The following is a 16,866-nucleotide window of genomic DNA, read 5'->3' on the forward strand; positions in this document are numbered from 1 at the left end:
GCGCCGCTGCAAATCAACAGCAAGCGTTTGTGAACGACAGGGATTGTCTGCAGTTGGCTTGCCAGCAATGCTTTTCAGACCTTCAACACCTTCCCGCCAATGGCCACCGCCACCAGCAGCACGGCCATCAAGCCGAAGGCAAAGCTCAAACTGCTGCCATGGGCGATGAAGCCGATGACCGCAGGCCCCGCAAGAATGCCGGCGTAACCGAGGGTGGTGATGGCTGGTACGGCGATGCTTTCCGGCATGACGGTCTGCTTGCCGACCGCGGTGTACAGCACTGGCACAATGTTCGAGCAGCCGGCCCCGAGTAACGCATAACCCACCAGCGCCGCTTCCCAGCTGGGGGCCAATGTCGCCATGAACAGACCGGCCGCTGCCGTCAGCCCGCCGAACACCATCACTCGCGTAGCGCCAAGGCGCCGCACGATTGAGTCCCCGGTCAGGCGTCCAGTGGTCATGGTCAGGGCAAACGCCGCATACCCCATGCCGGCATAGGCGGTATCGATCCCGCGTTCCTGGGCCAGGAACACCGCGCTCCAGTCCAGGGCCGCGCCTTCGGCGAGGAACACGATGAAACACATCACGCCGATGAACAGCACGATGCCGTGGGGAATGGCAAACGCCGGTCCCGAGCTGTCACTGCCATAGGGCAGCAGGTGCGGCGCGGCTTTGGCCAGGGCGATCAGCAGGATCACGACCACCACCAGGGTCGCGCCCAGCGGTGAAATACCCAGACCGAGTAGCCCGCTGACACCCGCCGCGCCGACGATCCCGCCGAGGCTGAACAGGCCATGAAACCCCGACATCATGTTCTTGCCGCTGGCCCGTTCGACGATCACCGCTTGCAGGTTCACCGTGGAATCCACCGTGCCGAGGCCGGCACCGAAGATGAACAACGCCGCGATCAGCGCCGGAATCGATGACACCGTTGCCAGCAGCGGCAGCGCCAGGCAGATCAGCAAGGTGCCGCCGGTCGCGACTTTGCGACAACCAAAACGCGAGGCGAGCATCCCGGCCAAAGGCATCGCCAGAATCGAACCCACCCCCAGGCACAGCAGCAACAAACCGAGGGTGCCGTCATCCAGCCCGGCGCGGACCTTGGCGTAGGGCACCAGCGGCGCCCACGCGGCGATGCCAAGCCCGGCGATGAAGAAGGCAATGCGCGTGGACATTTGCTCCAGGCGCCCTGGAACGAAGGGGGATTGGGTCTTGAGGTTGGTCATATCGATCCTTGAACAAAAACGTCGCGTTCCCAAGGGACAGTGATCCACCTGCGAGGGTTCGATCAGGGGAGCCGCAAGGTTTGCGCTGAAACAGGCTGACATCCTTGCACAGCCAGAGCCTGTTTCGCGATATGTTGGGGCAGACCCATCATTTCCAGCAGGGAGGGCGCCATGGCGCGGATGTACGATGCACGAGGCAATATCTACAAGGTGGTGGCGCCTGAGGAACTGCGCCGCAGGGGAATCGCCGTGCCGGATCAGGCCAGTCAGGCCGCACAAAACATTCAGACATGGACCTTGTCGGCCATAGAGGCTTGCTGCCGTTGGGCCGCCGGCACCCAGCCGCCCGGCAGCAAGGAACATTGCAGCGATGGCTTGCTGGTCGGCCCGTTCCAGTCGTCGCAGCCATTCGATCTGTTGATCGTCAACACCGACGGCACCCTGGCCGAGCGCAGTGGCAATGGCCTGACGATTTTTTCCCAGGCCCTCAGCGATCAGGGACTTTGGCCGAAGGATCAAACGTGTGTGCTCAGGGTTCACCATGACAAGGCGGATGTGCGTTCACCGGGGGAGATTTCGGTGAAAGCGGCGCAGGTCGATGGCGTGCAAGGGTTTTGGCTGGACCTGGGCAAGCCGGGGTTTGGCCCTGAGGCGGTCAGTGCGCAGGGGGTTGAAAGCGTGGCCTGCAACGGTCGTGAGCTCAGCCATGTGCAGCCATTGGCAGCCCTCAACGGGGCATGGTCGCGCAGTCAGTTCGTGCGAGTCGGCAATCCGCACTGCGTGACCCTGGTCGACAGCGCCGATGCCTTGCCGGGCAATGAGCAAATGCGCGAGCCAGCGCTGGGCGAGGGGCTGACGCAGATCGCCTACGCCATGCCGACCGGCGCAGGAAAACCCTGCCCGGCGGGGATCAATCTGCAATGGGCGATGCGGCTGTCACCCGGGCACATCGCCGCGCGGGTGTTCGAGCGCGGGGAAGGGCCGACCGCTTCCTCGGGCACCAGTGCCAGTGCGGTGGCGTGTGCGGCCTGGCGGGTGGGTTGGGTCGATGCGGGGGAGGTGAAGGTGACGATGCCGGGTGGGACAGCGCCGATTCTGCTGGAGCAAGAGCGGGGGGAGTTGAGTCGGGTGAGCCTGTTTGGTACGGCTCGGTTGATGGACTGATCCCGAGACAGCCATCGCCGGCAAGCCGGCTCCAGGTTTAATGCAAGTCCCTGTAGAGCCGGCTTGCCGGCGATGGCGTCGACCCGAATTCAGCTCAAGCCATCACCGAACTCCACCACCGGCATCGTCCGTTTCATCAGCACCTTGCCGCCGCGAATCGAATACAGCGGCAGGCCCTGGCTGCGGATCACCTCGTAGTCGCTCTCGGCCGACAATATCAACAAGTTCGCCGGCCGCCCCGGTTCCAGCCCGTAGCGATCACCCAAAGCCATGGCCCTGGCGCTGTTGTCGGTGACCAGGTCCAGCGCGCTTTGCAGGTTGCGGTAACCGAGCATGTGGCAGATGTGCAGGCCTGCTTCGAGGACCCGCAGGATGTTGCCGTTGCCCAGCGGATACCAGGGATCGACGATCGAATCCTGGCCGAAACACACGTTCATGCCGGCTTCGAGCAGTTCGTTGACCCGGGTCACACCACGGCGTTTCGGGAAGTTATCGAAGCGGCCTTGCAGATGAATGCTTTCGGTCGGGCAGGAGACAAAACTGATCCCGGAATGCCCGAGCAGGCGGAACAGTTTGGCGCAGTAGGCGTTGTCATAGGAGCCCATGGCCGTGGTGTGACTGGCGGTGACCCGTGAACCCATGTCGCGGCTGCGGGCTTCTTCGGCCAGCACTTCGAGAAAGCGCGAGTGCGGGTCGTCGGTTTCGTCGCAATGCACATCCACCAGGCAACCGGTGCGTTCGGCCAGGTCCATGAGGAACTTCACCGAACTCACGCCTTGATCACGGGTGTATTCGAAATGCGGGATGCCGCCGACCACGTCGGCGCCCATGTGGATCGCTTCCTCCATCAGGTCCCGACCGTTGCGGTACGACTCGATGCCCTCCTGGGGGAATGCGACGATTTGCAGGTCGATCAGATCACGGCTTTCCTCGCGCACTTCGAGCATGGCCTTCAGCGCGGTCAGTTGCGGATCGGTGACATCGACATGGGTGCGCACATGCTGGATACCGTGGGCGGCGAGGGCCTGGATGGTTTTTTTGGCGCGGGTCTTGGTGTCTTCCTGGGTGATCGTCGCCTTGCGCTCACCCCAGCACTCGATGCCTTCGAACAAGGTACCGCTCATGTTCCAGCGCGGCTCGCCAGCGGTCAGGGTGGCATCGAGGTGGATGTGCGGCTCGACGAAGGGCGGTACCACCAGGTTGCCGCCGGCATCCAGATCGTCGGGGCCCAGGGTCGGAGCCTCGGTTTGCCGGGCGATGTGGCTGATCAGGCCGTTTTCCAGGTGCAATTCATGCAGGCCTTCCTGGTGACGCAGCCGGGCGTTGATGATGTGCATCAGGAGCGTCCTTTTCGATAGACAATGACACTACGTTAGCGCGACGGGGGCGATTCCTGCCAGCGTCATTGATCTCGCCTGTCACGGGCGTGAGTTCCTGGCATGTGAAAGCCAAAAAGCAGGCATAAAAAAACAGCCGTTGAAGGCTGTTTTTTTGCGTCACTGACGAAACGCATTTCCCCTGTAGGAGCGAGCCTGCTCGCGATGGACGTAAACGATAACGCGGTGTATCTGGAGAACCGTGTTGTCTTGACGTCCATCGCGAACGGGCTCGCTCCTACAAGGGTTCTGCTTTACTCGCCGCGATAGATGCAACCGCTGGTGCAGGTCTCGTGGATACGAATCGCACTGAGTTCCGGCAGCAATGGCTTGAGTTCGGCCCAGATGAATTTGGCCAGTACTTCGCTGGTCGGGTTTTCCAGGCCAGGAATATCGTTCAGGTAGTTGTGGTCCAGACGCTCATACAGCGGCTTGAAGATCGCCTTGATTTCCGAAAAGTCGCGGATCCAGCCGGTGTGCGGATCAATATCGCCACTCAGGTGAATCGCCACTTTGAACGAATGGCCGTGCAGGCGACCGCACTTGTGGCCGTCCGGGACGTGGGGCAGGCGGTGGGCGGATTCGAAAGTAAATTCCTTGAAGATTTCCACAGTGTTTTCAGCTCTGTTCAGGTGGCGATCGCCGTGGCGATAGGGGCAGGCGGCGAGTTTAACAGCTTGTCCTGACTAAAGGGTCAGCAAGCGCTCGCCGAGGCGACCGTTGGCGGCCAGTTCGAGGAATTCGTCGCCCAGGCGACGGCTTTCGTCCATCGCCGCACGCCAGTATTTCTGCCGGCTCGGGGCGTCGCCCATGAAGCGTTTGAAGTCATTACGATCCGGCAGTTTGCCGTAGGGCAGGCGCGCCAGGTATTCCCGGGACGGCGCCAGCAACAGCACATTCTGCAGTCGCGCAGGGCAGGCGCGACGCCAGGGCAGGGACTTGTCGAACCAGCCTGGAATCACCCGATCGGTGAAATGCGGGTAGAGCACGATGTCGTCGCCGCTGTAGGGCAGGTCGAGGTGGTAGTCCAGCAGACCGCCGTCGCGGAAGGTCCCGGCGCCTGCACCCGGCAGGTCGCGCACGCCCTCCATGACCATGGGAATCGAGCCCGAGGCGAGCAAGGCCTGGCGCAGATTGCCGGCATTCAGCGCGACGAAGCGCGACGGGAAATCGTTCAGCGGGTTGACCGGTGGAGCCAGGCGCGGGTCGTGGATGATCAGACGTTCGAAGTGCCGCGACAACCGCGCGCGGCCGCGCAGGTTGTCGGCGATCACCGACGACAGGCCCAGGCCCAGGCGGCCGCGATGGTCGTCCGCGAGCAGGCCGTGGCTTTTGACCACCATGATGTTCAGGCGGTAATGGGCGTTGTCGAGCAGGGCGGCGTCGCGGCCGTCGAGCAGTTCATCGAGCATGCGCCGCGAACTCTGGCTGATTTGCGCCATGGTCACGCCTTTGGCGAAGTTCTGTTCGGTGTAGAGCTGGCCGAGGCGGCGGATGCCCTCGGCGGCGTCCGGCAGGCAGGCACTGGCAAAGCGCCAGGAACCGACCGATGCACCGATCAGCGAGCGCTCCCGGGGCGCCGCCGGCAGCCATTGGCCGAACAACGCCAGGTCCAGCCCCTGGATCCCCAGCGCCTTCGGGCCACCGGCGGCACCGGGTAGCGTGCCGACATCGATAGCGCTCAGGCCGTTTTCGCGGATGCGCGCAAAGGCACGAGGACCGGCCTTGAGCGTCAGGGAAGGGAACTTGATGTGGATGGCGGTCATACCGGTCTCGATGTCTGGCAAGCGGGTGGATTATGTGGGAGTGAGCCTGCTCGCGATAGCGCTGGCGCAGCTGCATTGATTTTGGTTGGGCCAGCGTCATCGCGAGCAGGGTTTGGATCTGTGTCTGCTTGCTATTGCAGCCCAATGATGGCCATTCAGTTTCAATTAAGTTCAGCCCGCTAAGGTGGACCCCGTATGCAACACCCAGGGGCCGGACGAAGCCTTGAGGTTGCACGACGCTGGTACCATTGTGCCTTTCGAGAAGCTCACCGCCTCGGCATCGACCGGATCTGCAATTAGACGCGGTCGGCGGCCAGTGACTCAAGGATCATCAGGATTCGTAATGACGCTGCTTTCCTTTTTCACACGGCGCGCGGGCAGCCTGGCGCTGGTGTTGCTGGCTTTCTGCTCGGTGGTCATGGCCCGCGACCTGGACCAGGACGAAGCCCTGCGCTTGCGCCAGCAAGGGATCATTCTGCCGCTCGAGCAAGTGTTGCAGCAGGCGCTGGACCGCTATCCGGGGGCCAGACTGCTGGAAGCCGAGCTGGAAGAGAAGCACGACGTCTACATTTATGACGTCGAAATGCTCACGGCGGCAGGCGTGGTTCGTGAGCTTGAAATCGATGCCGCCACGGGCCGTTTACTGAAAGACAAGGAAGATTGACCGATGCGTTTGCTCCTGGTGGAAGACCACGTACCCCTGGCCGACGAACTGATGGCCGGCCTCAATCGCCAGGGCTACGCCGCGGACTGGCTGGCCGACGGTCGCGATGCGGTCTGTCAGGGCAGCACCGAGCCTTACGACCTGATCGTCCTCGACCTCGGCCTGCCGGGTTTGCCGGGGCTTGAAGTGTTGGCCCACTGGCGTGCCGAAGGTTTGCCCACTCCGGTGCTGATCCTCACCGCCCGCGACTCCTGGGCCGAGCGCATCGAAGGTCTCAAGGCCGGTGCCGACGATTACCTGAGCAAACCCTTTCACCCTGAAGAGTTGCACCTGCGCATCCAGGCGCTGCTGCGTCGCTCCCATGGCCAGGTCAATCAGCCGACGCTCAAGGCCGCCGGTTTGCATCTGGATGAAGGTCGGCAGTGCGTGAACCGTGACGGCACGCAGATCCAGCTGACCGCCGCCGAATTCCGTTTGCTGCGCTATTTCATGCTGCACCCGGATCAGATCCTTTCCAAAGGCCACCTCGCCGAACACCTCTACGACGGCGAGACCGAACGCGATTCCAATGTGCTGGAAGTCCACGTCAATCACCTACGGCGCAAACTCGGGCGCAGCGTGATCGAGACCCGTCGCGGCCAGGGTTACCTGTTCGGTGGGCAAGCCCGGTGAGGTCGATCCAGCGCCGCTTGAGTCTGGGCCTGATCAGCGTGATGGTGGTTGTCGGCCTGGTGCTGGCGCAGACCAGCCTGTGGCTGTTCGAAATGGGTTTGCAGCGCTACCTCGAAGCCGGCCTGCGCAACGACAGCGAAAACCTGCTGGTGGCCCTGGTGCGTGGCCCGCAAGGTTTGCAGCTGGATGAGCGGCACCTGGCACCGGCCTATCAACGACCCTTTTCCGGGCACTATTTCCGCATCGACTTTGCCGACAGCCAATGGCGTTCCCGTTCGTTGTGGGACCAGGAACTGCCACGCCTCGAACAGCCCGGCCTGGACAGCAACCTGCAATTGGGACCCGAAGGGCAGCAGTTGCTGGTGCTGCGCTCGGACTATCGCCGCCTGGGCCAGTCGATCTCCATCAGCGTGGCGCAGGACTACACCCCGGTGCGCGAGAGCTTCCTGCGCATGCAGCAGGTTGGCCTGGGGTTGGGGCTGGCGGGGCTGCTGCTGATTTTGCTGCTGCAACGAATCACCGTGCGGCGTGCCTTGCGCCCGCTGGAAACGGCCCGTGAGCAGATTGCGCAATTGCAACAGGGCCAGCGTTCGCAACTCGATGACCAGGTGCCGGTGGAACTGGAGCCGCTGGTGGCGCAGATCAACCACCTGCTGGCCCACACCGAAGACAGCCTCAAGCGTTCACGCAATGCCCTGGGCAACCTCGGCCACGCCTTGAAAACCCCGCTGGCGGTGTTGTTGAGCCTGGCCTCAAGCGCGCAACTGGACGCGCATCCGGCATTGCGCAAGACCTTCAAGGAACAACTGGAGCAAGTTCAGCGGCGACTCAATCGCGAGCTCAATCGTGCCCGCCTGGCCGGCGATGCGCTGCCGGGGGCACTGTTTGATTGCGCCGGCGAACTGCCGGGATTGTTGGCGACCTTGAACATGATTCACGGTGACCACCTGACGCTGAGCTATCGCGCCGCGGCGGGCCTGCAATTGCCGTGGGATCGCGAGGACGTGCTGGAATTGCTCGGCAATCTGCTGGACAACGCCTGCAAATGGGCGGATGCCGAAGTGCGGCTGAGCGTGCTCAAGACCGTCGAAGGCTTTGAACTGAGTGTGGAAGACGACGGGCCGGGCATCCCCGAAGATCGCCGCGAGCAGGTATTCAGTCGCGGCACCCGGCTGGACGAACAGACTGACGGACACGGCCTGGGTTTGGCGATCGTGCGCGACATCGTCGAGGCGTGGGGCGGGGTATTGCAGCTGCAGGAGAGCGAGTGGGGCGGATTGAAAGTGCTGATCGAATTGCCTGAACGCCTCTGAAGCCGGACCGGCAACCTGTGGGAGCGAGCTTGCTCCCACATTGGTTTGTGTGGTGTCGGGTTCAAGCGTGATGAATCTCCCGATCCTTGGTTTCCGGCATGAAGAAAATGCCGAGGATGGCCGTCATCACCGCAATGACGATCGGGTACCACAGCCCGTAGTAGATATCGCCGGTGGCCGCGACCATGGCGAACGCCACCGTCGGCAGGAAGCCGCCGAACCAGCCATTGCCGATGTGGTAGGGCAGCGACATCGAGGTGTAGCGGATGCGCGCCGGGAACAGTTCCACCAGCCAGGCGGCAATCGGGCCGTAGACCATGGTCACGTAGATCACCAGGATCGTCAGCAACAGCAGCACCATCGGGTAGTTGGTCTTGGCCGGGTCAGCCTTCTCCGGGTAGCCGGCGTCTTTGAGGGATGTGGCGAGCGTGGCGGTAAAGGCGTCGTTGCGGGTCTTGAAGTCGGCGGCCGGCATGCCAGTGCCTTCGAAACTGGGGATTACTTTCTCGCCGATGCGGACCTGCGCGACAGTGCCCGGTTCGGCCGTCACGTTCTTGTAGGGGATGGCCCGTTTTGCCAAGACGGTTTTCGCCAGGTCACAGGAACTGGTGAATTTGGCCTTGCCCACCGGGTCGAACTGGAACGAGCACTGAGCGGGATCGGCGATCACCGTGACCGGATTCTTCTCCTGCGCAATAAAGACATCGGGGTTACCGTATTGGGTCAGCGCATGGAAGATCGGGAAATAGGTCACTGCCGCGAGGATGCAGCCGGCCATGATGATGCCCTTGCGGCCGATGCGGTCGGACAGGCTGCCGAAGATGACGAAGAACGGTGTGCCGATCAGCAGCGAGCCGGCAATCAGCAAGTTGGCGGTCTGCGGGTCGATCTTCAGCGTCTGCAGCAGAAAGAACAGCGCATAGAACTGCCCGGTGTACCAGACCACGGCCTGGCCGGCGGTGCCGCCGAGCAGGGCCATGATCACAATCTTGAGGTTCTCCCAGCGGGCGAAGGATTCGGTCAGCGGCGCCTTGGACGACTTGCCCTCAGCCTTCATTCTCATGAACACCGGCGACTCGCTGAGCTGCAAGCGGATGTACACCGAGACGATCAGCAGCAGGATCGACAGCAGAAAGGGAATCCGCCAGCCCCAGGTTTCGAAGGCTTCAGCGCCCAGCACCGTGCGGCAGCCCAGGATCACCAGCAGCGACAGAAACAGGCCGAGGGTCGCGGTGGTCTGGATCCAAGAGGTGAAGTAGCCGCGCTTGCCTTTGGGCGCGTGCTCGGCCACGTAAGTTGCCGCGCCGCCGTATTCGCCGCCCAGGGCCAGGCCTTGCAACAGGCGCAGGGTGATCAGGATGATCGGCGCCGCCACGCCAATGGTTGCGTAACCGGGCAGAAAACCCACCACGGCGGTTGATAGACCCATGATCACGATGGTGATGAGAAAGGTGTGTTTGCGCCCGATCATGTCGCCCAAACGGCCAAACACAATCGCCCCGAACGGCCGCACGGCGAAGCCCGCGGCGAACGCGAGCAAGGCAAAGATGAATGAGGTGGTCTCGTTGACGCCGGCAAAGAAGTGCTTGGCGATGATCGCGGCGAGGGAGCCGTAAAGGTAGAAGTCGTACCACTCGAACACGGTGCCCAGGGACGAGGCGAAAATGACCTTGCGCTCTTCCCTGGTGATGCCGTGTCCGGGGGCGCTGCCCGAAGTTGCAGTGTCGATGGCTGCCATGAGTGTTCTCCGTCTTGCTCTTGTCGTAGGCCGGAGTTTTTCCTTACCGCTGCCGCACCCTGGCCCTGGGGCTGATGTCGTCGAATGAGCGATTGCGCGAAGCGTGCATGCAGGGTGGACGCCTCGAATCGCTGCAAGGTTCCTTAAAGCATAATCAACGTCTGGGGGATATCCACTCGCCATCATGGTGGCGGACCTTTTAGGAGCGAGCTTGCTCGCGATGGAGTATCAGTTGACACCTCGGTGACTGACACACCATCGCGAGCAAGCTCGCTCCTACAGGGGGGGCGGGGTCAGACGCGGAACTGATCCATCAGACTCTGCTGTTGATTGGCCAGGCTGTTGAGCGACTGGCTGACCCGTGCCGACTCATTGGCCTGGCCCGACAGCGATTCGGTCACATCACGGATGGTCGCCACGTTGTTGTTGATCTCCTCGGCCACCGCGCTCTGTTCTTCGGCGGCGCTGGCAATCTGCAGGTTCATGTCACTGATCACGGTCACGGCATCGCCGATCTGGCGCAGCGCGGTCACGGCCTGGCCGACCTGATCGACACTGCCCTGGGCCAGGCGATGGCTGTTGCCCATCGAACCGACCACATCCTGGGTACCGCTTTGCAGTTGTTCGATCACCAGACGGGTTTCTTCCACCGACTCCTGGGTGCGTCGCGCCAGGTTGCGCACTTCATCGGCGACCACGGCAAAACCGCGGCCGGCCTCACCGGCACGGGCCGCTTCGATGGCCGCGTTGAGCGCCAGCAGGTTGGTCTGTTCGGCGATGGCGCGGATCACTTCCAGCACCGAACCGATTTTCTCGCTGTTGGCCGCCAGGCCTTCGACTTGCACCATTGCCGCGCTCATGTCGGCAGCGAGGTTATCGATGCTGGCGGTGGTGCGGTCGATCACGGTCAGGCCCTGGCGGGTCGCCTGATCGGCATCCCGCGCAGCCTGTGCCGCTTGCGCGGCGCTGCGGGCAACGTCTTGCGCCGTGGCGCTCATTTCGTGGGAAGCGGTCGCAACCTGATCCACCTGCCGGTATTGCTGCTCCATGCCGGCGCTGGTCTGGGTGGCGATGGCGGAGGACTGGTCCGCGGTATTGCGAGCGTCCTGCACCGAGCGTTTGACCTCGGCAATGATCGGCTGCAGCTTGTCGAGGAAGCGGTTGAACCAGCCAGCCAGCTGGCCCAGTTCATCTTTCTTGTCGTAGGCCAGGCGTCGGGTCAGGTCGCCTTCGCCGCTGGCGATGTCTTCGAGCATGTGTGCCACGCCGAGGATCGGTCGGGTCACGCTGCGGGCCATCAGCCAGACCAGGAGCAGGCCGATCAATGCCGCCAGTATGCCCAGTCCGAGTTCTGTCAGGGTACCGGCGGTGTTGCTGTCATCCAGTTGCTTTTTCAGGGCATCGGCGGGGCCGACCAGGACTTTTTCCGGCACGTCGAGCAACACGCCCCAGGTTTTGCCACCGGGAATCGGCTGGAACGGCGACAGCACCTTGAGCTGTTGCTGGCTGTGCAGGCTGGCGGTCTTGCTGCTGGCGGCGAGCATGCGCATCAGCTCGGCACCGTTGGTCTTGTCCACGGCCTCCAGGCGCTGGGCGAGTTTGCTGGCGTCGGGGCTGTAGCCGGCAAGCAAACCGGCCGGGCTGAGAATGCTGACGCTGGTCTGGCCGTCATAGAGCTTTTTGCTGGCGCTCTGGCTGATCGTCTGCAGGCTGTTGAGATTGATGTCCACCGACAGCGAGGCGATCACCTTGCCGTTGACCATCAGCGGAAAAACGATGCTGGTCATCAGCACGTTCTGGCCGTCGATCATATAGAAGTAGGGCTCGATCACGCACGGTTTGAGGGTGGTGCGCGGGCAGGTGAACCAGGCGTTGGCCGCTTCGCCGCTGGGACCGGTACTGGTGTCGGCGATGTCCTTTTCCGGCAGTGGCATGGAAGTCAGCTTGCCTGGGGTCGGTTGCGACCAGTACAGGGCAAAACGCCCTTTCTCATTGCTGCCGACTTCGCTCTGGCCGGCAAACAATTCGTCCTTGCCATCCAGCCCGTTGGGCTCGAACACCAGGGACAGGCCGAGCAGCTCAGGGTTGGCTTGCAGCGCCGACTTGACCTGACGGGTCAGGTCTTCGCGCAAGTCGAAGGCATCGAGAAAGCGCTTTTCGGCCTGGTCGCGCAGAAACAGCACCTGACGGGAAAAGCCGTGGCCATATTGATAGGCGTCCATGAACTGCTGGCGGATGCCCAACGCCTGGTTTTCACCCTGGGACTCGATCCGCGCCTGGGCGGCTTCGGTCAGCATTTCCATGCTCGAGGCTTTCACCAGCGCCGAGCTGTTCTCCATGCGATACAGCGAGAGACCCACCAGCAGGGTCACGATGCCCGCCAGGCAAAGCCCGGCCAGCAGGGTGATTTTCCATTGAATGGACAATTGCTTGAGTGACATGGAGACGTCCTTATTCGATAAATATCTGCGACTTTGCACTGTAACGGCCGGGTTTCTGGTTTCTTTATCCCGTCTATCGTCGATCTCTCTGCAGGAGCTAGTGTGCTCGCGATGGTCGCCAACGATGACGATGGAGACCTGATAGCCTCAGGTGCTCTCATGTGCTTCGCGAGCTGGCTCCCTCCTACTGGTATTCATATGCCGTTACATCTGCGCAGGGCCCGGGCGCTTTGACACGAAGGCAAGTCTGCGGCACAGTGCGCGCCCTCTAATAAGACCCATTCCTTTATCCGCTGGCGGCTCACGCAGACTGCCGGACGGACTCTTTCCGTTTGTCTCGAGGTAATGAAATGAATGCAGTGATTGCCGCGGTCGGCATCATGCTGGTACTCAGCCTGTCCCGCGTGCATGTGGTCATCGCGCTGATCGTCGGTGCCCTGGTGGGCGGCCTGACCGGGGGGCTGGGCATCGAAGCGACGCTCAAGGCCTTCAACAGTGGCCTCGGCGGCGGGGCGACGGTGGCCCTGTCCTACGCGTTACTCGGCGCTTTTGCCGTGGCCATCGCCAAGTCCGGCCTGGCTCATGCCCTGGCCGACAAGGCGTTGGCGATGGTCGATCGCCAGCACGCCAACGGCGGAGGCCAGGTCAAGTGGTTGCTGATCGGCCTGCTGTGGGTGGTGGCCATTGCCTCGCAGAACATTCTGCCGATACATATCGCCTTTATCCCGTTGCTGGTGCCGCCGCTGCTTTATGTACTGACCAAGCTGCAACTGGATCGCCGGCTGATCGCCTGTGTCATGACGTTCGGTTTGATTACGCCGTACATGTTCCTGCCGGTGGGCTTCGGCAACATCTTCCTCAATGAAATCCTGCTGGCCAACGTTGCCCGCAGCGGCGTGGACATCACGGGCATCAATGTCACCCACGCCATGGGCATTCCGGCGCTGGGCATGGTGGCGGGTTTGCTGATCGCGTTTATCAGCTACCGCAAGAAGCGCGTCTACGACCTGGAAAAGATCGAACAAGTCGAGCAGGTCGCGGTGCAATACAACCCGCTGAGCCTGATGGTGGCCGGGGTGGCGATTGCCGCCGCGTTCATCGTGCAGCTGCTGCTGGACTCGATGATCATCGGTGCGCTGGTGGGTTTCCTGATTTTTTCGGTGTCGGGCATCGTCAAATGGCGCGACACCGATGACCTGTTCACCGAAGGCATGAAGATGATGGCGATGATCGGTTTCATCATGATCGCCGCCTCGGGGTTCGCCGAAGTGATGAAGGCCACCGGTGAAGTGCAGACCCTGGTCGAATCGTCGGCGTCCTGGATCGACCACAGCAAGGGCATCGGTGCCTTGTTGATGTTGCTGGTGGGGCTGTTGGTGACCATGGGCATCGGTTCGTCGTTTTCCACCGTGCCCATTCTGGCGGCGATTTTCGTGCCGCTGTGCGTGCAATTGGGCTTCAGCCCGCTGGCGATCGTCTGCATCGTCGGCACCGCCGGCGCCCTCGGTGACGCCGGTTCGCCCGCCTCGGACTCGACCCTCGGCCCGACCTCCGGTCTGAACATCGACGGCCAGCATCACCATATCTGGGACACCGTGGTCCCGACCTTCCTGCACTACAACCTGCCGTTGCTGGCGTTTGGCTGGGTGGCGGCGATGGTGCTGTAACCCCGCAAGCCTTGTGGGAGCCCGCTCGCTCCCACAGGAGGCTCAGTGCGCCTGTCGACCGCGTTCAACTTTTGAATTGGCCTGCCGTTAAAGGCTTTATCCACGCCAATAAAATCAAAAAAGAGTGAACGTCATGCGCATGAGCCTGAAGGCCAAAGTCCTGTCCCTTGCCGTCCTCCCGGTGTTGCTCTTTGCGCTGGTCATCAGCCTGACCACGTTGTTCATCCTGCAAGCGCAGGCACGCCACGAAGTCGAGGAAACCCGCGAACGCCTGCTCAGCGATGCCAAGGCCACCCTGCAAAGTTACGTTGCCGTGGCCATGACCACGATCAAACCGCTGTACGACGCGGCAGCCCCGGGGGATGACGCGGCGCGCGCCCAGGCGATCAAGTTGCTGTCGAGCATCGCCTACGGCAAGGAAGGCTACTTCTTCGGCTACGACTCCAACACCGTGCGCCTATTCAAGGCCAACAGCCCCGAAGGCGTGGGCCAGAGCTTCAAGGACAACCGCGATCCGAACGGTGTCTATGTCAACCGCGACCTGGTGAAAGTCGCCAAGGACGGAACCCACTACCTGCAATACAGCTCGCCGCTGCCGGGTAACAGCCAGGTGCTGGTGCCCAAGCTCGGTTACACCGAATACCTGTCGAAGTGGGACATGGCGGTGGGTACTTCGGTGAACCTGGACGGCATCGAGGCCCAAGTCGCCGTGGTCGAGGCCAAGGTTCAGGAGCGCATGGAAGGTGTGGTGCTGAGTATCGTCGGCGTGGCGTTGGTGGTGTTGCTGGTGATCGCCGCGGCCGGGATGCTGCTGGCCAATACCATTCTGCGTCCGCTGAACCTGATGAAAGCCAACCTCGACGATATCGCGGCGGGCGAGGGCGACCTGACCCGTCGCTTGAACATCACCAGCCAGGATGAACTGGGTCAACTGGCCGGCTCGTTCAACCGTTTTGTCGACAAGATCCATGGCCTGGTGCGCCAGATCACCGAAATGACCACGCAGCTGACCGGTTTGGTGGATCAGGTGTCCGATCAGGCCAATCGTTCGGACCAGGCCATGGAGCGCCAGCGTCACGAGACGGATCAAGTCGCCACGGCGATCAATGAAATGTCGGCGGCCGCCCAGGAAGTGGCCAAGAGCGCGCAAAACGCGGCGGTGGCCGCCCGGCAGACCGATGAAGAAGGCCAGGCGGCCAAGCGTGTGGTGGCTGGCAGTATCGAGAAGATTCATGCGTTGGTGGACGACATTCGCAACAGCGGCGTGTCTCTCGACAGCCTGCAGAAAGACGTGTCGTCGATTGTCAGCGTGCTCGGGGTGATCCGTTCGATTGCCGAACAAACCAATCTGCTGGCGCTCAACGCGGCCATTGAAGCGGCCCGTGCCGGTGAGGCTGGACGTGGTTTCGCGGTGGTGGCCGATGAAGTCAGGGCGCTGGCCAGCCGCACACAAATCAGTACCCAGGAAATCCAGGGCATGATCGACCGCTTGCAGGCCGGCACCCAGTCAGCGGTGGAAGCGATGCGCCGCTCCAGCGAGGCCGGCGACGGTACCTCGGCCCAGGCCAATGAGGCTGGTGCGTCGCTCGATACCATGGCCCAGTTGATTGCCACCATCAATTCGATGAACGCACAGATCGCCAGCGCCGCCGAAGAGCAGACCGCCGTGGCCGAGGAGATCAACCGTAGCGTGCATCAGATAGCAGTGGCAGTGGACAACGTAGCCGATGAAACCCAACTCGGGGCGCAAACCTCGCGCAGCCTGGCGGATCTGGGGCAGCGCCTGGGCAAGCTGGTCGGGCAATTCCGTATCTGATTGGCAACACTTTTGTGGCGAGCGAGCTTGCTCGCGCTTGAGTGCGCAGCGCTCAGCGCTTTTTTGGGGCCGCTACGCAGCCCAGCGGGCGCAAGCTCCCTCGCCACACAAGCGCCGTTTGTGGATTATGGCCTTTCCCAATAGGGCAGTTTACCGACCCGACAGGTTTCGGTTACCGGGCCAGAGCACGGCAATCTGCTGGGTGACCTTGGCGGCCTCTGGGCCGACCAGGCTTTGGGTTGGTTGGGTACATATCCGTTTCTTCGGTAACGGCGGCTTAGGGTTTCGCCCTTACGGCGACTTACTTTTTTTTCAAACCGGAAACGCCAAAAAAAAGATAAGCAAAAAAAGGCTCGCCCCGAGCGTCCGGCCCCTCGCTGGGGCTCGGTGTTCCTTCGCTGCGGTATCCATCCGGGGACACTGCCCTCCGGTCTGCTTCGCGACGACCTACATGCAGCGTGTTCGACTGCGTCGAACGGCGCTGCGCGCCACTCCCCGGATGAACACCTCCACTCAGCCTCCCGAAGGGGCGGGTGGATCAAGATCAAGAGCTACAGGCGAGCTAACGCTCGGCCTGATGAGTGGTGAGGAGCGGGGTGGCGCGCGTTGCTTCTGTAGGAGCGAGCCTGCTCGCGATGAATGACCGGGCAACGCGGGCATTCAGACAGCCCGCTTCATCGTTGACGTCCATCGTCGGAACGCCGCCCGGAGCTGGCTCGCTCCTACAGGGGGCCTGGCGATGAAGTGGATCTTGCCGGTATCGTCATTGCCGATGTAGACCCCGGCCTGCCGTACTTCGATATAGCGCGAAGGCGGCCTTATAGCCGACCAATCACCCGCAGATGCACCCATTCCCCTGTGGGAGCTGGCTTGCCAGCGAAGGCGGCCTTATAGCCGACCAATCACCCGCAGATGCACCCAATCCCCTTGTGGGAGCTGGCTTGCCAGCGAAGGCGGCCTTATAGCCGACCAATCACCCGCAGATGCACCCAATCCCCTTGTGGGAGCTGGCTTGCCAGCGAA

11 protein-coding genes and 4 pseudogenes are annotated in these 16,866 nt (G+C 62.3%); 7 read left to right on the plus strand and 8 right to left on the minus strand.

Annotation, left to right across the window (positions count from 1 at the left end; all coding sequences use genetic code 11):
* Positions 1–74 precede the first annotated feature (74 nt).
* Complete coding sequence (locus ACVWYU_RS21155) at positions 75–1,226, minus strand: MFS transporter (protein ID WP_457373595.1); 1,152 nt, start codon at positions 1,224–1,226, stop codon at positions 75–77.
* A gap of 171 nt (positions 1,227–1,397) precedes the next feature.
* On the opposite strand from ACVWYU_RS21155, the gene ACVWYU_RS21160 reads away from it, so the two are divergent.
* Complete coding sequence (locus tag ACVWYU_RS21160; protein WP_457373596.1) at positions 1,398–2,390, plus strand: diaminopimelate epimerase; 993 nt, start codon at positions 1,398–1,400, stop codon at positions 2,388–2,390.
* 89 nt (positions 2,391–2,479) lie between these two features.
* Here ACVWYU_RS21160 and codA read toward each other — a convergent pair whose 3' ends face one another.
* From codA to ACVWYU_RS21175, 3 genes are all read right to left on the minus strand, one after another.
* A complete protein-coding gene (gene codA, locus ACVWYU_RS21165; RefSeq protein WP_090323838.1) occupies positions 2,480–3,727 on the minus strand; it encodes a cytosine deaminase in 1,248 nt (415 codons plus the stop codon).
* A gap of 293 nt (positions 3,728–4,020) precedes the next feature.
* A complete protein-coding gene (gene queD, locus ACVWYU_RS21170) occupies positions 4,021–4,377 on the minus strand; it encodes a 6-carboxytetrahydropterin synthase QueD (RefSeq protein WP_047527439.1) in 357 nt (118 codons plus the stop codon).
* Between the two features lie 75 nt (positions 4,378–4,452).
* Positions 4,453–5,532, minus strand: a complete 1,080-nt coding sequence (locus tag ACVWYU_RS21175; protein WP_457373597.1) for a patatin-like phospholipase family protein — start codon at positions 5,530–5,532, stop codon at positions 4,453–4,455.
* Positions 5,533–5,875: 343 nt separating this feature from the next.
* On the opposite strand from ACVWYU_RS21175, the gene ACVWYU_RS21180 reads away from it, so the two are divergent.
* Genes ACVWYU_RS21180 through ACVWYU_RS21190 form a run of 3 tightly spaced genes read left to right on the plus strand, consistent with a single transcriptional unit; the run spans position 5,876 to position 8,181 of the window.
* A complete protein-coding gene (locus ACVWYU_RS21180; protein WP_090323834.1) occupies positions 5,876–6,196 on the plus strand; it encodes a PepSY domain-containing protein in 321 nt (106 codons plus the stop codon).
* 3 nt (positions 6,197–6,199) lie between these two features.
* Positions 6,200–6,868, plus strand: coding sequence for a response regulator transcription factor (locus ACVWYU_RS21185; protein WP_457373598.1), 669 nt, complete (start codon positions 6,200–6,202; stop codon positions 6,866–6,868).
* Positions 6,865–8,181, plus strand: coding sequence for an ATP-binding protein (locus tag ACVWYU_RS21190; RefSeq protein WP_457373599.1), 1,317 nt, complete (start codon positions 6,865–6,867; stop codon positions 8,179–8,181). The genes ACVWYU_RS21185 and ACVWYU_RS21190 overlap by 4 nt, the downstream gene beginning before the upstream one ends.
* Before the next feature lie 61 nt (positions 8,182–8,242).
* Here ACVWYU_RS21190 and ACVWYU_RS21195 read toward each other — a convergent pair whose 3' ends face one another.
* The 3 genes and pseudogenes from ACVWYU_RS21195 to ACVWYU_RS21205 form a co-directional block, all read right to left on the minus strand.
* Positions 8,243–9,919, minus strand: coding sequence for an MFS transporter (locus tag ACVWYU_RS21195; protein WP_247256040.1), 1,677 nt, complete (start codon positions 9,917–9,919; stop codon positions 8,243–8,245).
* A gap of 293 nt (positions 9,920–10,212) precedes the next feature.
* Positions 10,213–10,968, minus strand: a complete 756-nt coding sequence (locus tag ACVWYU_RS21200) for a methyl-accepting chemotaxis protein (protein WP_404943293.1) — start codon at positions 10,966–10,968, stop codon at positions 10,213–10,215.
* Positions 10,969–11,070: 102 nt separating this feature from the next.
* Positions 11,071–12,360: pseudogene (locus ACVWYU_RS21205) on the minus strand (HAMP domain-containing protein); the annotation flags it as partial.
* A 350-nt stretch (positions 12,361–12,710) separates the two neighbouring features.
* On the opposite strand from ACVWYU_RS21205, the gene ACVWYU_RS21210 reads away from it, so the two are divergent.
* The 3 genes and pseudogenes from ACVWYU_RS21210 to ACVWYU_RS21220 form a co-directional block, all read left to right on the plus strand.
* Positions 12,711–14,027 carry a Na+/H+ antiporter family protein gene (locus tag ACVWYU_RS21210; RefSeq protein WP_090323825.1) on the plus strand — a complete coding sequence of 439 codons (1,317 nt, stop codon included), beginning with the start codon at positions 12,711–12,713 and terminating at the stop codon, positions 14,025–14,027.
* 139 nt (positions 14,028–14,166) lie between these two features.
* Positions 14,167–14,937, plus strand: a pseudogene (locus tag ACVWYU_RS21215) (cache domain-containing protein); the annotation flags it as partial.
* Between the two features lie 315 nt (positions 14,938–15,252).
* A pseudogene (locus ACVWYU_RS21220) lies at positions 15,253–15,843 on the plus strand (methyl-accepting chemotaxis protein); the annotation flags it as partial.
* A 738-nt stretch (positions 15,844–16,581) separates the two neighbouring features.
* On the opposite strand, the pseudogene ACVWYU_RS21225 reads toward ACVWYU_RS21220, so the two are convergent.
* Positions 16,582–16,650 (minus strand): annotated as a pseudogene (locus ACVWYU_RS21225) (NUDIX hydrolase); the annotation flags it as partial.
* Positions 16,651–16,866 lie beyond the last annotated feature (216 nt).

This window comes from Pseudomonas sp. TE12234, from assembly GCF_054061835.1.

Coding starts and splice junctions, on each gene's coding strand:
- codA (WP_090323838.1), bottom strand. CDS start 3,727: ATGCACATCATCAACGCCCGGCTGCGTCACCAGGAAGGCCTGCATGAA.
- ACVWYU_RS21155 (WP_457373595.1), bottom strand. CDS start 1,226: ATGACCAACCTCAAGACCCAATCCCCCTTCGTTCCAGGGCGCCTGGAG.
- ACVWYU_RS21180 (WP_090323834.1), top strand. CDS start 5,876: ATGACGCTGCTTTCCTTTTTCACACGGCGCGCGGGCAGCCTGGCGCTG.
- ACVWYU_RS21175 (WP_457373597.1), bottom strand. CDS start 5,532: ATGACCGCCATCCACATCAAGTTCCCTTCCCTGACGCTCAAGGCCGGT.
- ACVWYU_RS21160 (WP_457373596.1), top strand. CDS start 1,398: ATGGCGCGGATGTACGATGCACGAGGCAATATCTACAAGGTGGTGGCG.
- ACVWYU_RS21210 (WP_090323825.1), top strand. CDS start 12,711: ATGAATGCAGTGATTGCCGCGGTCGGCATCATGCTGGTACTCAGCCTG.
- ACVWYU_RS21185 (WP_457373598.1), top strand. CDS start 6,200: ATGCGTTTGCTCCTGGTGGAAGACCACGTACCCCTGGCCGACGAACTG.
- ACVWYU_RS21200 (WP_404943293.1), bottom strand. CDS start 10,968: ATGGAGCAGCAATACCGGCAGGTGGATCAGGTTGCGACCGCTTCCCAC.
- ACVWYU_RS21195 (WP_247256040.1), bottom strand. CDS start 9,919: ATGGCAGCCATCGACACTGCAACTTCGGGCAGCGCCCCCGGACACGGC.